Annotated in this window: 15 protein-coding genes; 9 read left to right on the top strand and 6 right to left on the bottom strand. The window is 72.2% G+C overall.

The window, feature by feature from the left end:
- Positions 1-93: 93 nt before the first annotated feature.
- The 4 genes from IE97_RS0130145 (at position 94) to IE97_RS0130130 (ending at position 4,224) form a co-directional block, all read left to right on the top strand.
- A complete protein-coding gene (locus IE97_RS0130145) occupies positions 94-1,437 on the top strand; it encodes a wax ester/triacylglycerol synthase family O-acyltransferase (protein ID WP_030247399.1) in 1,344 nt (447 codons plus the stop codon).
- A gap of 104 nt (positions 1,438-1,541) precedes the next feature.
- Complete coding sequence (locus tag IE97_RS0130140) at positions 1,542-3,044, top strand: SDR family NAD(P)-dependent oxidoreductase (protein ID WP_030247397.1); 1,503 nt, start codon at positions 1,542-1,544, stop codon at positions 3,042-3,044.
- 469 nt (positions 3,045-3,513) lie between these two features.
- Positions 3,514-3,687 carry a hypothetical protein gene (locus IE97_RS41710; RefSeq protein WP_106975459.1) on the top strand — a complete coding sequence of 58 codons (174 nt, stop codon included), beginning with the start codon at positions 3,514-3,516 and terminating at the stop codon, positions 3,685-3,687.
- 54 nt (positions 3,688-3,741) lie between these two features.
- Positions 3,742-4,224: a GNAT family N-acetyltransferase gene (locus IE97_RS0130130; protein WP_030247394.1), complete on the top strand. Its 483-nt coding sequence runs from the start codon at positions 3,742-3,744 to the stop codon at positions 4,222-4,224.
- 39 nt (positions 4,225-4,263) lie between these two features.
- Here the strand turns inward: IE97_RS0130130 and IE97_RS0130125 are convergent, their stop codons facing one another.
- The 5 genes from IE97_RS0130125 to IE97_RS0130105 form a co-directional block, all read right to left on the bottom strand.
- Positions 4,264-4,683: a VOC family protein gene (locus IE97_RS0130125; RefSeq protein ID WP_030247392.1), complete on the bottom strand. Its 420-nt coding sequence runs from the start codon at positions 4,681-4,683 to the stop codon at positions 4,264-4,266.
- 208 nt (positions 4,684-4,891) lie between these two features.
- Positions 4,892-6,235, bottom strand: coding sequence for an amidase (locus IE97_RS0130120; protein WP_030247389.1), 1,344 nt, complete (start codon positions 6,233-6,235; stop codon positions 4,892-4,894).
- A 140-nt stretch (positions 6,236-6,375) separates the two neighbouring features.
- Positions 6,376-7,401, bottom strand: a complete 1,026-nt coding sequence (locus tag IE97_RS0130115; RefSeq protein WP_030247386.1) for an alpha/beta hydrolase family protein — start codon at positions 7,399-7,401, stop codon at positions 6,376-6,378.
- A 124-nt stretch (positions 7,402-7,525) separates the two neighbouring features.
- Positions 7,526-9,052, bottom strand: a complete 1,527-nt coding sequence (locus IE97_RS0130110; protein ID WP_030247384.1) for a carboxylesterase/lipase family protein — start codon at positions 9,050-9,052, stop codon at positions 7,526-7,528.
- 64 nt (positions 9,053-9,116) lie between these two features.
- Complete coding sequence (locus IE97_RS0130105) at positions 9,117-9,821, bottom strand: FadR/GntR family transcriptional regulator (RefSeq protein WP_030247382.1); 705 nt, start codon at positions 9,819-9,821, stop codon at positions 9,117-9,119.
- Between the two features lie 203 nt (positions 9,822-10,024).
- Between IE97_RS0130105 and IE97_RS0130100 the strand changes: the two genes are divergently transcribed.
- Genes IE97_RS0130100 through IE97_RS0130080 form a run of 5 tightly spaced genes read left to right on the top strand, consistent with a single transcriptional unit; the run spans position 10,025 to position 14,259 of the window.
- The gene (locus IE97_RS0130100) at positions 10,025-11,368 is read left to right on the top strand and encodes an L-fuconate dehydratase (RefSeq protein ID WP_030247380.1); all 1,344 of its coding nucleotides are present in this window, start codon (positions 10,025-10,027) and stop codon (positions 11,366-11,368) included.
- Positions 11,365-12,120, top strand: coding sequence for an SDR family NAD(P)-dependent oxidoreductase (locus IE97_RS0130095; RefSeq protein ID WP_030247379.1), 756 nt, complete (start codon positions 11,365-11,367; stop codon positions 12,118-12,120). The genes IE97_RS0130100 and IE97_RS0130095 overlap by 4 nt, the downstream gene beginning before the upstream one ends.
- Positions 12,117-13,115: an aldo/keto reductase gene (locus tag IE97_RS0130090; protein WP_030247378.1), complete on the top strand. Its 999-nt coding sequence runs from the start codon at positions 12,117-12,119 to the stop codon at positions 13,113-13,115. The genes IE97_RS0130095 and IE97_RS0130090 overlap by 4 nt, the downstream gene beginning before the upstream one ends.
- A complete protein-coding gene (locus IE97_RS0130085) occupies positions 13,112-13,429 on the top strand; it encodes an L-rhamnose mutarotase (RefSeq protein ID WP_030247376.1) in 318 nt (105 codons plus the stop codon). Before IE97_RS0130090 ends, IE97_RS0130085 begins: the two co-directional genes overlap by 4 nt.
- Positions 13,426-14,259 carry an amidohydrolase family protein gene (locus tag IE97_RS0130080; RefSeq protein WP_030247372.1) on the top strand — a complete coding sequence of 278 codons (834 nt, stop codon included), beginning with the start codon at positions 13,426-13,428 and terminating at the stop codon, positions 14,257-14,259. Before IE97_RS0130085 ends, IE97_RS0130080 begins: the two co-directional genes overlap by 4 nt.
- Here the strand turns inward: IE97_RS0130080 and IE97_RS0130075 are convergent.
- Positions 14,247-15,668: a lipase maturation factor family protein gene (locus IE97_RS0130075; RefSeq protein WP_030247370.1), complete on the bottom strand. Its 1,422-nt coding sequence runs from the start codon at positions 15,666-15,668 to the stop codon at positions 14,247-14,249. The two genes, IE97_RS0130080 and IE97_RS0130075, sit on opposite strands and share 13 nt — an antisense overlap.
- Positions 15,669-15,674: the final 6 nt, after the last annotated feature.

The raw sequence follows: 15,674 nt of genomic DNA, 5'->3' as shown, positions 1-15,674 counted from the left end.
GTTGTTAACTGTAAGTAGCCTGATCGTACTTGACCGTAATCGGCTGGGGGCGCTTGACTGCTGGCCCACCCGTCGTCGACGCGAGGCAAGCCCTTGACTGCTGACCTGCTCGCTCCACTCGACCTGGCGTTCTGGAACATCGAGTCCGCGGCACACCCGATGCACCTCGGCGCGCTCGGGCTCTTCACGGCCCACTCACCCGCCGCGGGCGCCCACGCGGCGGACCTGCTCGCCGCCCGGGCCGCCGGCGTGCCGGGCCTGCGCATGCGCATCCGCGACGTGTGGCAACCGCTCCCCGCCGCCCTGCGCCGGCCGTTCGCCTTCGGCGGCGCGACACGCGAACCCGACCCGGACTTCGACCCCCTGAACCATGTACGGCTGCACGCCCCGACCGCCGACTTCCACACGGTGGCGGGCCGGCTCATGGAGCGTCCGCTGGAGCGCGGACGGCCACCGTGGGAGGCTCATGTGCTGCCCGGCGAGGACGGCACCTCCTACGCGGTGCTGTTCAAGTTCCACCATGCCCTGGCCGACGGACTGCGGGCGCTGACCCTCGCCGCGGGGATCATGGACCCCATGGACATGCCGGCGCCCCGGCCACGCCCCGCGGAGCCCCCGCGCCCCCTGTTGCCGGACGTGCGCGACCTCCCCGGGCTCCTGCGCGGCGCCCTGTCCGACGTGAGCCGGGCCCTGGACATCGGCGCCTCGGTGGCCCGCTCCTCCCTCGACGTCCGCTCCGCCCCGGCGCTCACCTGCGAGCCGAGCGGCACCCGCCGCACCGCCGGGGTGCTCCTCGACCTCGACGACGTGCACCATGTCCGCAAGACCGTCGGCGGCACCGTCAACGACGTCCTCATCGCCATCGTCGCGGGCGCCCTGCGCCGCTGGCTCGACGAGCGCGGCGACGGCGTCGAGGGCGTCGCGCCCCGCGCCCTGATCCCGGTCTCCAAGCGCCGCCCGCGCACCGCCTACCCGCAGGGCAACCGGCTCTCCGGCTACCTGATACGGCTTCCGGTGGACGACCCGGACCCGCTGGCCCGCCTCGCCGCGGTCCGCACCGCCATGGACCGCAACAAGGACGCCGGCCCCAACCGGGGCGCGGGCGCCGTCGCGCTGCTCGCCGACCACGTCCCGGCGCTCGGCCACCGGTTCGGCGGACCTCTGGTCGGCCAGGCGGCCCGGCTCTGGTTCGACATCCTGGTCACCAGCGTGCCCCTGCCCAGCCTCGGCCTGAAGCTCGGCGGCAACCCGCTCACCGCGGTCTTCCCGTTCGCCCCGCTGGCTCCCGGCCACTCGCTCGCCGTGGCGGTCTCGACGTACCGCGGGAGCGTCCACTACGGCCTCGTGGCCGACGGCAGGGCCGTGCCGGACCTCGACCGGCTGGCCGTGGCCTTCTCGGAGGAGGTGCGGACGCTGGGCACGGCCTGCCGGTCCTGAATCGCGCGGTTTGGCGGGGCGCCCTGGCGCTGAAGTAAAATTCGCCGTTCGAAAGCGGGCGCGACGGGCGCCCCGCGACGGCAGAGCAGGGAACGACAGCGGCGATGACGGTGACAGAGGACGGCCCGCAGGCCATGGACGAGGCGAGCGGGCTCTCGTACGGACCCGGCATCGACCCGGAGCGCCTGGCTGTCTGCCTCAGCGTGCTCGAGGAACTCGACAAGCTGGAGATCGACCATCCGGACGCCATCGCGGTGCGCCGGGCCACCGCGGGTGTCTACCGCACGGTCAAGCAACGCCGCCGCCAGGAGCGCCGGGCCGCCAAGACCGCCCACGACAAGGCGGTCACGGAAGCCACGGCGACCGGCTCCGCCCAGCGCATCGACGACGAGACCGAGGGCCTGCTGCCGTCGTCGAACACCGAGGAAGGCAGGATCGCGGGGATACTCCAGCGCCCGCGCTCCTGCTACACCTGCAAGACCCGGTACGTGGAAGTCGACTACTTCTACCACCAGCTCTGTCCGGACTGCGCCCGCGTGAACCGCGCCAAACGCGACGTCCGCGCCGACCTCACCGGTAAGCGCGCCCTGCTCACCGGCGGCCGCGCCAAGATCGGCATGTACATCGCGCTGCGGCTGCTGCGTGACGGCGCGCACACCACGATCACCACGCGCTTCCCCAAGGACGCCATCCGCCGCTTCAAGGCGATGGACGACTCCGCGGACTGGATCCACCGGCTGGAGGTCGTCGGCATCGACCTGCGCGACCCGGCGCAGGCCGTGGCCCTCGCGGAGCAGGTCGCCGAGGCGGGGCCGCTCGACATCCTCGTCAACAACGCGACCCAGACCGTGCGCCGGCTGCCGTCCGCCTACGCCGCCCTGGTCGAGGGCGAGAGCGCCCCGCTGCCCGCGGGGGAGCTGCCCGCCCACCACGTCATCGGCGCGTTCAACTCCGGCGCGGTCGACGGGCTGGCCGCGCTGCCCCTCGGTACCAGCGGGCTCGATGCCCAGAAGGTCGCGGACCTCGCGCTGGTCGCGGGCAACGCCAGCGTGGCCCGGCACCTGGACGGCACGGCGATCGACGCGGGCGGTCTGGTCCCCGATGTCGTCGAGTCCAACACCTGGGTGCAGACGATCGACCAGATCTCCCCGGTGGAACTGCTGGAGACGCAGCTCTGCAACTACACGTCACCGTTCATCCTGATCAGCGCCTTGCGCCCGGCGATGGCCGCCGCCGCGAAGAAGGCGGCGAGCGGGCGCGCGTACGTCGTGAACGTCTCGGCGATGGAGGGCGTCTTCGGACGCGGCTACAAGGGGGCGGGGCATCCCAACACGAACGCCGCCAAGGCCGCGATGAACATGGTGACGCGGACCAGTGCGCAGGAGATGTTCCAGACCGACGGAATCCTGATGACCTCGGTCGACACGGGGTGGATCACGGACGAGCGGCCGCATTACGACAAGCTCCGGCTCGCCGAGGCCGGGTTCCACGCGCCGCTCGATCTGGTCGACGGGGCGGCTCGGGTCTACGACCCGATCGTGCGTGGCGAAGCGGGAGAGGATCTGTACGGAGTCTTCTTGAAGGACTACGCGCCCGGGAAGTGGTAGGGGCCGCGAGCCGTCAGGTGCTGCGCGGTGCCGCTCGTGCACCGCGTACGCCTCGGGGCCTTTGGCTGACGGCCTGTCATGAGATCGCATGGGGATGATTCGCCGCCGCACGGCTCAAAAGCGCCGCTCCGGGGGTACGCCGTTCGGGTGATCCACAAAACGCCTGTCACCTGATAAATCGGTGCGGAAACCCGAGTTGAACACCGAATGACGCGTGATTGTTACCGCTCGTTTTCAGCCCCATCGAGCGGGTGCCCGCTCATTTGGTTAATCTGGGGCGGACGGACAGCAGTACGGGACCCACACCCACGGTCCGTCATGGGACGAGCCGGTTCACCACTGTCTGCGCTCCCGCGAGTAACCGGCGCCACCGCGTCCGAACTGCATGAGGTACCAGACCCGAGCGGGCGTCAGGCGCAGCAGGCCGGCGCACACGTCCCGAGGGTGACCGACACATAAGGAGTGCGCGGTGACACCGGAGAAGACGAAGAGCGAGCAACGCCCCAAGGAACGTTCCGAGCGCAAGGGCCGGCGGTCCGACGAGCTCGGCAGCCTTGACGTGTGGGCCCGCTCGGCCCCCATCCGCCTCGCCGGCTACGAGGAGGACCTCGCCGAGCCGCACATCCTGCCCAGCGTCGACTGACCGGGCGGACCCCTCCGCGATCACCGGGCGCATGGGCGTGCCAGACTCGCATTCATGCTGATCAGGAAAGCGACGGCGGACGACTGGCCGCGCATATGGCCGTTCTGGCGCCGCATCGTCGCCGCGGGCGAGACCTACGCATGGGACCCGGGCACCTCCGAGGAGGAGGCCCGGGTCCTGTGGATGAATCCGGCGAAACGCGTCTACGTCGTCGAGGACGACAGCGGCACCGTCGTCGCCTCCGCCTACCTCACCCCCAATTACGGCGGCCCGGCCGCCCGCATCGCCAACGCCGGATTCATGGTCGACCCCGACCAGGGCGGCCGTGGCTACGGCCGCGCCCTCGCCGAACACCTCCTGACCGAGGCCAGGGCCGCCGGCTACCGGGGCATGGTGTTCAACGCCGTCGTCGAGACCAATCCGGCCGTGCGGCTGTGGACCTCCCTGGGCTTCACGATCCTCGGTACCGTGCCCGACGCGTTCGAGCACCCCCGGCGCGGACTCGTGGGGCTGCACATCATGTATCGGGCGCTCTGAAACATCCGGGTGGTCGCCGGAACGGTTCCCCGGCTGCCGTCAGGGGCGGACGTACGGCCTTGTCATGATCTCCATGTTGTGCCCGTCCGGGTCGTCGAAGTAGGCGCCGCGTCCGCCGAAGAGGTCGTTGACCCTGCCGGGTTCGGTGTGGCTCGGGTCGGCGTAGTACGTGACGCCGAGTGCCTCCAGCCGGGCGATCATGGTGTCGAACTGCTCCTCGGGCACGAGGAACGCATAGTGCTGCGACTGGACCGGCTCGTCGTTCTTCTCGTAGTAGTCCAGGGTCACGCCGTTGCCGAGGTCGACCGGCAGGAACGGGCCGAACGGGGCGCCGACCTCCAGTCCCAGGACGGCCGCCAGGAACTCCGCCGACAGTTGGCGGTCAGAGGCGTAGACGACGGTGTGGTTGAGGTGGGCGACGGTGGCCGGCAGTTCGGGGGTGTGCGGTGCGTGGGACATGAGTGTGCATCGTCTCCGGTGTCGGGATCCGTGATGAAGCGCCGAAGTGGCGCATGAGGATGAGGGCACGGAGACGGAAAGGCGGGGCTCGCGCCCTCTCCGGCTCTCGGCGGGGCCCGGGCGGGGCCGCCCCCGCCGCGCTCACACCGAGGCCGGGCGCCTCACTCGTGCATGGCCTACGGCCGACCCGGCAGTCACCCGGCCGACCCTAGTTCATCGGCGCCGTACGGGGCCACGGTTTTCTTTCCTGCAACTGCTCGGCCAGCGCCAGGAGTTGCGGCTCCGATCCGGGGCGTCCCACCAGTTGCACGGCACAGGGAGCACCGGAGGGGAGAGTTCCGCAGGGGACCGACATGGCGGGCCAGCCGGTGAGGTTCCACGGGGGCGTCAGGGGCGAGTGGTTCGTGTTCGCCAGCAGATTGCTCAGCCAGCCCCGCTCGTGCCACGGTCCCGCCTTCGGGGACCGGCGGGCCAGTGCGGGCGTGAGCATCACGTCGTACTCGGCGAAGAACGGAGCCAGCCGTCGGCGCAGTTGCTCCCGGCTCGCCGCGGAACGCACGGTGCCGATGAAGGGCCGGCCGAGCCTCGCGTGCACCCGGGTGCGCCGGGCCAGCAGACGGGAATCGAGGCGCTGGGCGTCCGCGGCGGTGCCCGCCGTCCAGTGAGTAAGTGAGGTCAGGGCGAGCGACATCGGATAGGGCGGGTCGGCGCGCCGGACCTGATGGCCCGCCTTCATCAGCACCCCGGCCGCCTCCCGGGTGGCCGCCGCGTACGGCCGGCTGATGGTGACCCCGGCCAGCGGGCTGCGCAGCGACACGGCCACTCTGAGGGCGCCGGGTTCGGCGCGCGGGGCGGGCTCGTCGCCCGCGAGGACGGAGAGCATCAGCCGGGCGTCCTCGACGGTGGTGGCGAGCGGCCCGTTCTCCGACATGCCGAACCAGTCGCTGTCACCGGCACCCGTCGGGACGACCCCCTGACCCGGTTTGATGGTGACCAGGCCGCAGTTGGCGGCCGGTATGCGCAGAGAGCCCATGCCGTCGTTGCCGAGGGCGATCGGCACCATTCCGGCGGCGACGGCGGCGGCACTGCCGCCCGACGAACCGCCCGCCGTACGGCTCGGGTCCCAGGGATTGCGGGCCGTACCGAACACCCCGTCCGTGGTGGCGAAGACACACAGCTCCGGCACGTTCGTCAGCCCCACGACCACCGCGCCGGCCGCGCGGAGCCGGGCCACCGTCACATGGTCGGCTTCGGCCGGCGTGTCCGGGGTGGCGGCCGAGCCGACACGAGTGGACTCACCGCGCACGGCGAGGTTGTCCTTGACGGCCACGGGCACCCCGGCCAGGGGCAGTTCACTCAGGTCGCCGTTCGCGGCCACCTCGTCCGCCTCGGCCAGGGCCGCCTCGGCGCGCACTGTGCGAAAGGCCCCGACCCGGCCGTCGAGACGCTCGATCCGGTCGAGGTGCTCGGCGACCACCTCGCGAGCGGTGACCCGCTTCTCGCGGACGGCGGCGGATATCTCGGCGGCGGTGCGGCCGGCCCAGGTGGTCACAGAGGCTCCTCGGAGTGCGGAGAGGCACGGGCGTACTGGCGAGTACGTAGGGAGCACTGTGCACCGGAAGCGCGCGGACGTCGAGACCGTCGGCCGTACCGACCGCCGACTTCGAGCCGTACGGTCCCGGGCCTGACGAGTCAGCGCAGGTGGCGTTCGAAGAAGGCCTCGGTGATGTCCATCGAGGCCGCCCACCGCGGCCCGAACGTGTGCCCTTCGCCGGGGACGGTGCGCAGTTCGACGTCCTTGCCCGCCTCCTCGAACGTGGCGGAGACCTCCTGTGACCAGGCGAGGGGGCAGGTGTCGTCGGCGGTGCCGTGCTGGATCAGCAGGGGCTCGGTCACGCGGTCGGCATAGGTGAGAGGTGAGACGCCGCGCCAGAAGGCCGGGTTCTCCTCGGGAGTGCCGTGCTTCTCCTCGATCTCGGCCACGGTCGGATCGCCGTCCGGCCGCTGGAAGTGGTCGATGTTCTCCTGCGGCCGTGCGCTCACCGGTGCGTACGCGACCGCCGCGTCGAACAGGCCGGGCGCCACGACCAGCGTGTTGTACACGACCCCGCCGCCCATCGACCGGCCGAACAGGCCGATCCGGTCGCCGTCGATCTCCGGGTGCCCGGAGCCGCGCAGGGCGAGGGCGGCGCCGATGACGTCCTCGGTGTAGCCGAGGCGCAGGTTCACGTCGTTGTCGGGGTCGTCGTCGGAGCGGGCGTGATTGCGGTAGTCGGTGTGCAGGACGACGTAGCCGGCGCGGGCCAGGCGGTCCTGTTCGCGGGGCATGCCCTGGCCGCTGGAGTAGACGTCCGGGTCGATGTAGCCGTGGGCCAGCACGAGCGCCGGGAAGGGACCCTCGCCCTCCGGGATGTTCATGATTCCCGAGATCGTCAGACCGGCCGCCTCGTACGTGACGGCGTAGCGGGTGTAGGCGGAGTTCCGGTCGAGCACCGCTCCGAGGCGCAGGCCGGAGCCGGTGTGCTCGCGCCGCATCAGAGCCGGCAGGGAGACCGGGTCGGCCGGGGAGGGGGAGGGGGAGACACGCGGGTTCCCGGTGGTGACCCGGGGCGACACCGAAGTGCCCGCTGGCGCACCCGCTTCCCCGCCGCTGGTGCAGCCGACGGCGAAGGCCAGCAGCAATCCGGCGGCAGCGCAGGCGGTACCCCGTAGCCGCATATGGACCATTGTCGCCCTGCCGGTGGACGAGGGGCAGCCCCGCGCCGCGCGGCGGGACCGTGACGCAGACGCACGTCACATTCCTCCTCCAGCAGCTCGCGGGCGACTGCCGGCCCGGCCCGGTTCAAGTAGCCCGTTTCACCGCCCGCAGGAGGTCGAAGGGGACGCCACGCCACAGCGCGCGTACGTCGGAGGTGGCGTCGTCGGCCAGGTGGTCGTGCGGCACGGCCCAGACCCGCACCGGTGTGGCGTCGGCGGTGACCGGGGCCCAGCCCGGGTCACCGCGGGCGGCGAAGCCGGTCCAGGCGCCGAGCATGCGCCGGGACAGCGCTCGGTCCTGTTCGTCGGGGGCGCCTCCGATGAGGAAGGCGGCACCGTCCGCGTCCAGGTTGCCGAAGGTGAACGGGATGTCGGCGGTGTGCCAGGGCCTGGCCTCGCCGCCCGGAGTGATCCGCCTGCGGGCGAAACGGGAGAGATACGCCCGGCCGCCGGCTCGCGCGTGCTGTTCGGCGAGCCGACTGCCGTACTCGCCGAACTGAGCGTCGCCGAAGAGCGCGAGGTAGCGGTCGAGCACCGGAGCGCCCGGCATCAGCGCACGGTATCCGTCGAGCAGCCGGGCGGGGACCCGGAGGGCCTCGGCGAACTCCGCCAGTTCCCGCTCCGAGGCGACCTCCCGCACGCACGCGACCTCGTGCAGGAACCAGTACTCCTCCAGCGCGTGGCACACCAGCAGGTCGACGTCGCGGGAGGTGCCGGCAGCCAGGGCCGAGAGGGGATCCACGGGCAGCACGTCGCCGTCGACCACGGGCTGGAAAACGACCGGGTCGTAGGCCTGGAGCGCCGTCACGGGCTCGTCGCCGCACTGTCCGGCGATCTTGTCGGAAGCGGCCACCAGCTCCTGCGGCGCGGCGGAGAGCAGGCCGGCTCCGGTCGGGTCCACGCCCGCCTCGGCCGCGATCCCGGCTGTGATCGCCGCGGCGACCTCGACGGTGAAGAAGGCGTGCGGAACGCTGTGGGCGATGGCCCTGCGGAACAGTCCTCGCGCCTGTTCCATGGCCATCAGGCACACCACCGATCCCGCGCCGGCGGAGTGTCCGGCGACCGTGACGTTCCCGGGATCGCCGCCGAACACCGCGATGTTCTCCCGGACCCAGCGCAGCGCGGCCGTCTGGTCGAGCAGTCCCCGGTTGCCGGGGAACCCCGGCACATGGCCGAAGCCCTCGAAGCCGACCCGGTAGTTGCAGCTGACCACGACCACCCCGGCGCTGGCGAGCGCCGTGCCGTCGAAGCAGGGCTCGGCTGAGGAGCCGAAGGTGTACGCGCCGCCGTGGATCCAGAACAGCACCGGCAGCGGCCCGCCGGCCCGCCGCGGTGCCCACACGTTGAGGGTGAGCACGTCCTCGTCCCCGGGACGCCACACCGGTGCACCGGGTAGTTCCGCCGACTGCGGCGCGATGGGCCCGAAGCTCGTGCAGTCACGTGGTGCGCTCCAGCCGTGCACGGGCTGCGGCTCGCGGAAACGGCCGGGGCCGAAGGGTGCGGCGGCGTACGGGACACCGAGAACGGCGACGACACCGCCGGCCTGCCGCCGACCGCGCACCGGGCCGCTCGTCGTCCGGAACCCCACGCCTGCCCACGACTCGTCCCCCATGCGCCGGAAGCCTTCCACAGCCTCCCGCGGTGTCGCCAACGACTTCTCGGCCCCTTAGGGGTCCTCAGGGCCCGAGCTGCGTTCGCAGCCACTCCTCCACTTCGCCCACGTGCGCTGCCGCCGCCGCGCGGGCCGCCTCCGGGTCGTGGGCGGCCAGGGCGCGGTGGATCGCGGCGTGTTCGCGGCGGGTGCGGGCGAAGGCGCCCTCCTCCTGGAAGCCGCGCCAGACGCGGGCCCGGAACGTCCGCGACGACAGGCCCTCCAGGATCGCGGCCATCGTCTCGTTGCCCGCAGCCGCCGCGATCTCGCGGTGGAAGGCCAGGTCGTGGGCGAGGATCTCCTCCGGATCGTCCGTGGTGTTCATGGCCGTCAGGTGCTTCTCGACCTCGGCCAGCTGGTCCTCGGTGATCCGGGCGGCAGCCAGGGCTGTCGCCGTCGACTCCAGGATCCGCCGTACCTCCAGCAGCTCCACCAGGCGCGGACCGCGCGACAGGTCCGCGACGACGCCGAACGTCTCCAGCAGGTCGCCGGCCTCCAGCCGCGTCACGTAGATGCCCGACCCGTGCCGGGCCTCCAGCACGCCCAGCACGGTGAGCGCGCGGATCGCCTCCCGCATCGAGCTGCGGGAGATGCCGAGCTGGGCGGCCAGGTCCCGCTCGGTCGGCAGCCGCTGGCCCGGCTCCAGACGGCCCTCGGCGATCATCGCCTTGATCCGCTCGATGGCGCGCTGCGTCACGGTGCCCTTCTGCGGGGCTGTCTCGTCGTCCACGCCATTCCTCCGATCATGCGCTCCGGCGCAGTCTAACGAGCAGAGTGGTCGGACCACTAGGAGCAAGAAACACGGAAATGTGGCGTCGCAGGGTGTTCACCGGCGTGAGTGGTCTGATAAGTATGCGAGGGATCGCCCCGGTCGCCACGGGCCGCGCCCAGGACTGACGCCCCATCTCCCGGAACCGAACCGAAAGGCCCTCCGTGCCCCCGACGCCCGCCCGCATCACCGCGGTCGACACCCACGACATCCGCTTCCCCACCTCGCGCGAGCTCGACGGCTCCGACGCGATGAACCCGGACCCCGACTATTCGGCGGCCTACCTCGTCCTGCGCACGGACGCGGCCGACGGGCACGAGGGGCACGGATTCGCCTTCACCATCGGGCGGGGCAACGAGGTGCAGGTCGCCGCGATCGAGGCGCTGCGCGGACACCTGCTCGGCCGCTCCGCCGACGAACTGTGCGCCGACCCGTCCACCCTGAACCGCGACCTGATCGGCGACAGCCAACTGCGCTGGCTCGGCCCCGAGAAGGGCGTGATGCACATGGCGATCGGCGCGGTCGTCAACGCCGTCTGGGACCTGGCCGCCAAGCGCGCCGGACTGCCGCTGTGGCGGCTGCTCGCCGAGGCCGATCCCGAGTGGCTGGTGCGCCAGATCGACTTCCGCTACCTCACGGACGCCCTCACCCCCGAGGAGGCCCTGGCCCTCCTGCGGCGCGGCAGGCAGGGCGCCGAGGAACGCACCGCCCGGCTCCTGGAGCGCGGCTACCCCGCCTACACCACCTCGCCCGGCTGGCTCGGCTACGACGACGACAAGCTCACCCGGCTGGCGACGCTGGCCGTCGCCGACGGCTTCCGGCAGATCAAGCTCAAGGTCGGAGCCGACCTCGACGACGACATCCGCCGCTGCCGCGTGGCCCGTTCGGTCATCGGCCCGGACATCCGCATGGCCGTCGACGCCAACCAGCGCTGGGACGTCGACGAGGCGATCCGCTGGACCCATGCCCTCGCCGAGTTCGACCCGTACTGGATCGAGGAACCGACCAGCCCCGACGACATCCTCGGGCACGCGGCGATCCGCCGGGCCGTCGCCCCCGTGAAGGTCGCCACAGGCGAGCACGTGCACAACCGGATCGTCTTCAAACAACTCCTCCAGGCCGGTGCGCTCGACGTCGTCCAGATCGACGCGGCCCGCGTCGGCGGCGTCCCCGAGAACCTCGCCGTCCTGCTGCTCGCGGCCAAGTTCGGCGTGCCCGTCTGCCCGCACGCGGGCGGCGTCGGCCTGTGCGAACTCGTCCAGCACCTGTCGATGTTCGACTACGTGGCGCTCACCGGCACCACCGAGGACCGGGTCATCGAATACGTCGATCATCTGCACGACCACTTCCTCGACCCGGTGGTGATCCGCGAAGGTCGTTACACGGCACCCACCGCGCCGGGCTTCTCGGCCGCCATGCGGCCCGAGTCGCTGGCGCGCTACACCTACCCGGGCGGCGAGTTCTGGGCCGCCGATCTCGACGAGCGGAAGAAGGGTCAGGCCGCATGAGCGACTTCGAGGGCATCAAAGCCCTGGTGACGGGCGGCGCCTCCGGCATCGGCCGGGCCACCGCCGACCTCCTGGCCGAGCGCGGCGCCCAGGTCGCCGTCCTCGACCTGGACCCGTCGGCCGTCGACGAGCCGCTGCTCGCCTACCGCGCGGACGTCACCGACGACGGGTCCGTGCGCCAGGCGGTCACGGCCGCGGTCACCGACCTCGGCGGGCTGGACGTCCTGGTCAACAACGCGGGGACAGGCGCCCAGGGCACCATCGAGGACAACCCCGACGACGAGTGGCACCGCGTCTACGACGTCAACGTCGTCGGCATCGTCCGCACCACCCGCGCGTGCCTGCCCCACCTGCGCGCCTCCGCGCACGCGGCGATCGTCAACACCTGCTCCATCGCCGCCACCGCCGGTCTGCCGCAGCGCGCCCTGTACAGCGCCACCAAGGGCGCCGTCCACTCCCTCACCCTCGCCATGGCCGCCGACCACGTCCGCGAAGGCATCCGCGTCACCTGCGTCAACCCGGGCACCGTCGACACCCCCTGGGTCGGCCGCCTCCTCGACGCGGCACCCGACCCGGTCGCCGAACGCGCCGCCCTGGAGGCCCGCCAGCCCACCGGCCGCCTGGTCGGCGCCGCCGAGGTCGCGGGCGCCATCGCCTACCTCGCCAGCCCCCTGTCCGGCGCCACCACGGGCACCTCGCTCGCCGTCGACGGCGGCATGCAGGGCCTGCGGCTGCGCCCGGCGGCCCGGTGAACCGCCTCGGCCGCAGCGCCGTCGAGGTCAGTGCCCTGTCCTTCGGCGCCGCCGCGATCGGCAACCTGTACACGGAGGTCGGCGAGGCCCAGGCACGCGAGGCCGTGGAGGCGGCGTGGCAGCGGGGCATCCGCTACTTCGACACCGCCCCGCACTACGGCCTGGGCCTGTCCGAACGCCGCCTCGGCGCCGCCCTGCGCGAGCACCCCCGCGACCGGTACACCGTCTCCACCAAGGTGGGCCGGCGGCTGGAGCCCACGGACGGCACCGGCGACGACCTCGCGGGCGGCTTCGCGGTGCCCGCCACCCACCGCCGCGTGTGGGACTTCAGCGCCGACGGCATCCGCCGCACCCTGGAGGCCAGCCTCGAACGGCTCGGCCTCGACCGCGTCGACGTCGTCTACCTCCACGACCCGGACGAGCACGCAGAGTGGGCCTTCCGCGAGGGCTACCCGGCGCTGGAGAAGCTCCGCTCGGAGGGCGTGGTCGGGGCGATCGGCGCCGGGATGAACCAGGCGGAGATGCTCACCCGCTTCGTCCGCGACACCGACGTCGACGTGGTGCTGTGCGCCGGCCGCTACACCCTGCTCGACCAGAGCGCCCTCACCGGTCTGCTGCCCGCCGCCCACGAGCGCGGCACGTCCGTCGTCATCGGCGGCGCCTTCAACTCCGGTCTGCTGGCGAACCCCAAGCCCGGCGCCACCTACAACTACACGGCCGCGCCCTCCGAGCTGGTCGAGCGGGCCCTGCGGCTGAAGTCCGTCGCCCACCGCCACGGCACCACCCTGCGCGCCGCCGCCCTGGCCTTCTGCGCGGCCCACCCGGCCGTCGCCAGTGTCCTCGTCGGCGCCCGCTCGGCACACGAGGTCCGCGACTGCGCCCACCAGTTCGCCGCCCGCGTGCCCGACGCGTTCTGGCAGGAGCTGCGCGCGAGGAACCTGCTGCCCGCCGACGCCCCCGTCCCCGCCGAGGCGACGTCCGAGGAGCCGTCATGAGAGTCGCCCTGCACACCAAGGTCCGCCCCGACCGCGTCACCGAGTACGAGGCCGCCCACCGCGAGGTCCCCGGGGAACTCACCGACGCCATCCGCGCCGCCGGCGCCACCTCCTGGACGATCTGGCGCAGTGGCACCGACCTGTTCCACGTCCTGGAGTGCGAGGACTACGCCCGGCTCCTCGCCGAACTGGAGAAGCTGCCGGTCAACGTCGCCTGGCAGGCCCGCATGGCGGAACTGCTCGACGTCGTGCACGACTACTCCGGCGAGGGCGCGGACGCCGGCCTGCCCGTTGTCTGGGAGCTGCCGTCATGACCGTGGTCGACGCCCACCACCACGTGTGGGACCTGTCCGTACGGGACCAGGACTGGATCAGCGGCCCCGAACTGAAGCCGCTGCGCCGCGACTTCACCATCGAGGACCTCGAACCCGAGGCGGGAGCCGCCGGAGTCGGCCGCACGGTGCTCGTCCAGACGGTCACCGTGGCCGAGGAAACCCCGGAGTTCCTGGCCCTGGCCGCCACGCACGACCTGGTCGCGGGCGTCGTCGGCTGGACCGACCTCACCCGCCCCGGCGTCGTCGACGAACTGGCCCGGCTGCGGGAACTCCCCGGCGGGCAGTACCTCAAGGGCATCCGCCACCAGGTCCAGGGCGAACCCGACCCCGAGTGGCTGCTCCGCCCGGACGTGCGCCGGGGACTGGCCGCCGTCGCCGACGCCGGACTGGTCTACGACCTCGTCGTGCTGCCGCACCAGCTCCCGGCCTGCGTGCGGGCCGCCGCCGCCCTGCCCGGCCTCACCTTCGTCCTCGACCACCTGGGCAAACCGCCCGTCGCCTCCGGGGAGCTGGAACCCTGGGCGTCGGACCTGCGCGCCCTCGCCGCCCTGCCCAACACGGTCGGCAAGCTGTCCGGCCTGGTCACCGAGGCCGATCTCGCCTCCTGGACCGTGGCGGACCTCCGCCCGTACATCGATGTCGCGCTGGCGGCCTTCGGGCCCGACCGTCTGATGTACGGCTCGGACTGGCCGGTCTGCACCCTCGCGGCCTCCTACGGTGACACCCTCGACCTCACACGCGACCTGACCTCCCCGCACGAGCACGAGCGGATCCTCACCACCACCGCGACCCGCGTCTACGACCTCTGAACGCTCTCCGCCAGCCGCGTCGGCGGCAGGTACTCCCGTACGTACGTCCGCTCCCAGCACGCGCCCGTCTCCCGCAGCTCGCGCCAGGTCGTATAGCGGTAGCGGAACAGGCGGGCGCGCACGTACCGCGGGGGCTCGTCCGGCGGGAACGGCGAGCGGCGCAGCAGTTTCAGGGTGTCCCGGTCGTTCTCCAGCAGCCGCTCCACGAGCGCCCCGAACCATGACCCGGCGTACGCGGGGGAGAGGGCCGCGAACCACATCAGCCAGTCGAGGCGCAGGTGGTACGGAGCGAACTGGCGCGGCCAGTGCCGCGGATCCCCCGGCTTGCCCCGGAACTCGTACTCCCGCCAGTCCGAGTCCTCGCGCGGCTGCTCGTCCGCGGTGCCCTCGACCACCACCTCGTACCGGACCCGGCTCACGCTGCCGAACGCCCCGTAGGTGTTGACCAGGTGGAGCGGGTCGAAGGAGCGGTTCATCACCTGGCGTCGGGACAGCATGTTGCGCACCGGCTGGTAGCTGAGGCCCACCAGCAGCGTGGCCACGGCGAGCACCATGACCGCGTACCACAGCGGCGCGTCGGGAACGTCCGGCGCATCGGACGGGAACCGCACCGCCGACAGCGCCAGCACGATCGTGATCCAGTTCAGCCAGGCGAAGTTGCCCGACAGCACCAGCCACAGCTGGGTCGCGATCATCAGCGCGGCCGCGGCCGTCGCGACCGGCTGCGGGGCGAACAGCAGGAACGGCACGACGAGTTGGGTGAGGTGATTGGCGGCCACCTCGACACGGTGCAGGGGCCCGGGCAGATGGTGGAAGAACCAGCTCAGCGGCCCCGGCATCGGCTGGGTCTCGTGGTGATGTTCCAGGCACGTCAGCTTCCGCCAGCACTCGTCGCCGCGCATCTTGATCAGTCCCGCGCCGAACTCCACCCGGAACAGGATCCACCGCAGCAGGAACAGCACGACGACCGGCGGCGCCACCTCGTCGTTGCCGAGGAACACGGCGAGGAAGCCGACCTCCAGCAACAGCGACTCCCAGCCGAACGAGTACCAGGTCTGGCCGACGTTGACGACCGACAGGTACAGGACCCACGGCACCAGCCACAGCAGCATGCCGCCCCACAGGGGCAGCAGCGAGTCCAGCCCCGCCAGCAGCGCCGCCGACACCGCGCAGCCCGACCAGGCGCAGACCGCGAAGAAACGGTCCGAGTAGTGCAGCTGGAACAGACTCGGCGCCCGTTTGAACGGCACCCGCTCGACGAAACGCGGCACCGGCAGCATGCCGCGCCGCCCGATCAGCGCACGGAACTGGAGCGCCGCCGTCAGGAACGCGATCAGGTACAGGGCGGCCAGCGCCCGCTGGAAGACCAGCCGGGTCAGCCAGTAGTCGGATGCGGTGAACCAGTCCACGGCCGT

The sequence above is a fragment of the Streptomyces sp. NRRL S-455 genome (assembly GCF_000717875.1).
Taxonomy (GTDB): domain Bacteria; phylum Actinomycetota; class Actinomycetes; order Streptomycetales; family Streptomycetaceae; genus Streptomyces.
Note: the sequence above shows the minus strand (reverse complement) of the source record. Positions and strands in the feature narration are given on the sequence as shown.

What these genes read in the sequence shown, in the direction of transcription:
- IE97_RS0130140 (WP_030247397.1), top strand. Translation starts at nt 1,542, where the DNA reads ATGACGGTGACAGAGGACGGCCCGCAGGCCATGGACGAGGCGAGCGGG.
- IE97_RS0130130 (WP_030247394.1), top strand. Translation starts at nt 3,742, where the DNA reads ATGCTGATCAGGAAAGCGACGGCGGACGACTGGCCGCGCATATGGCCG.
- IE97_RS0130125 (WP_030247392.1), bottom strand. Translation starts at nt 4,683, where the DNA reads ATGTCCCACGCACCGCACACCCCCGAACTGCCGGCCACCGTCGCCCAC.
- IE97_RS0130115 (WP_030247386.1), bottom strand. Translation starts at nt 7,401, where the DNA reads ATGCGGCTACGGGGTACCGCCTGCGCTGCCGCCGGATTGCTGCTGGCC.
- IE97_RS0130110 (WP_030247384.1), bottom strand. Translation starts at nt 9,052, where the DNA reads ATGGGGGACGAGTCGTGGGCAGGCGTGGGGTTCCGGACGACGAGCGGC.
- IE97_RS0130095 (WP_030247379.1), top strand. Translation starts at nt 11,365, where the DNA reads ATGAGCGACTTCGAGGGCATCAAAGCCCTGGTGACGGGCGGCGCCTCC.
- IE97_RS0130085 (WP_030247376.1), top strand. Translation starts at nt 13,112, where the DNA reads ATGAGAGTCGCCCTGCACACCAAGGTCCGCCCCGACCGCGTCACCGAG.
- IE97_RS0130080 (WP_030247372.1), top strand. Translation starts at nt 13,426, where the DNA reads ATGACCGTGGTCGACGCCCACCACCACGTGTGGGACCTGTCCGTACGG.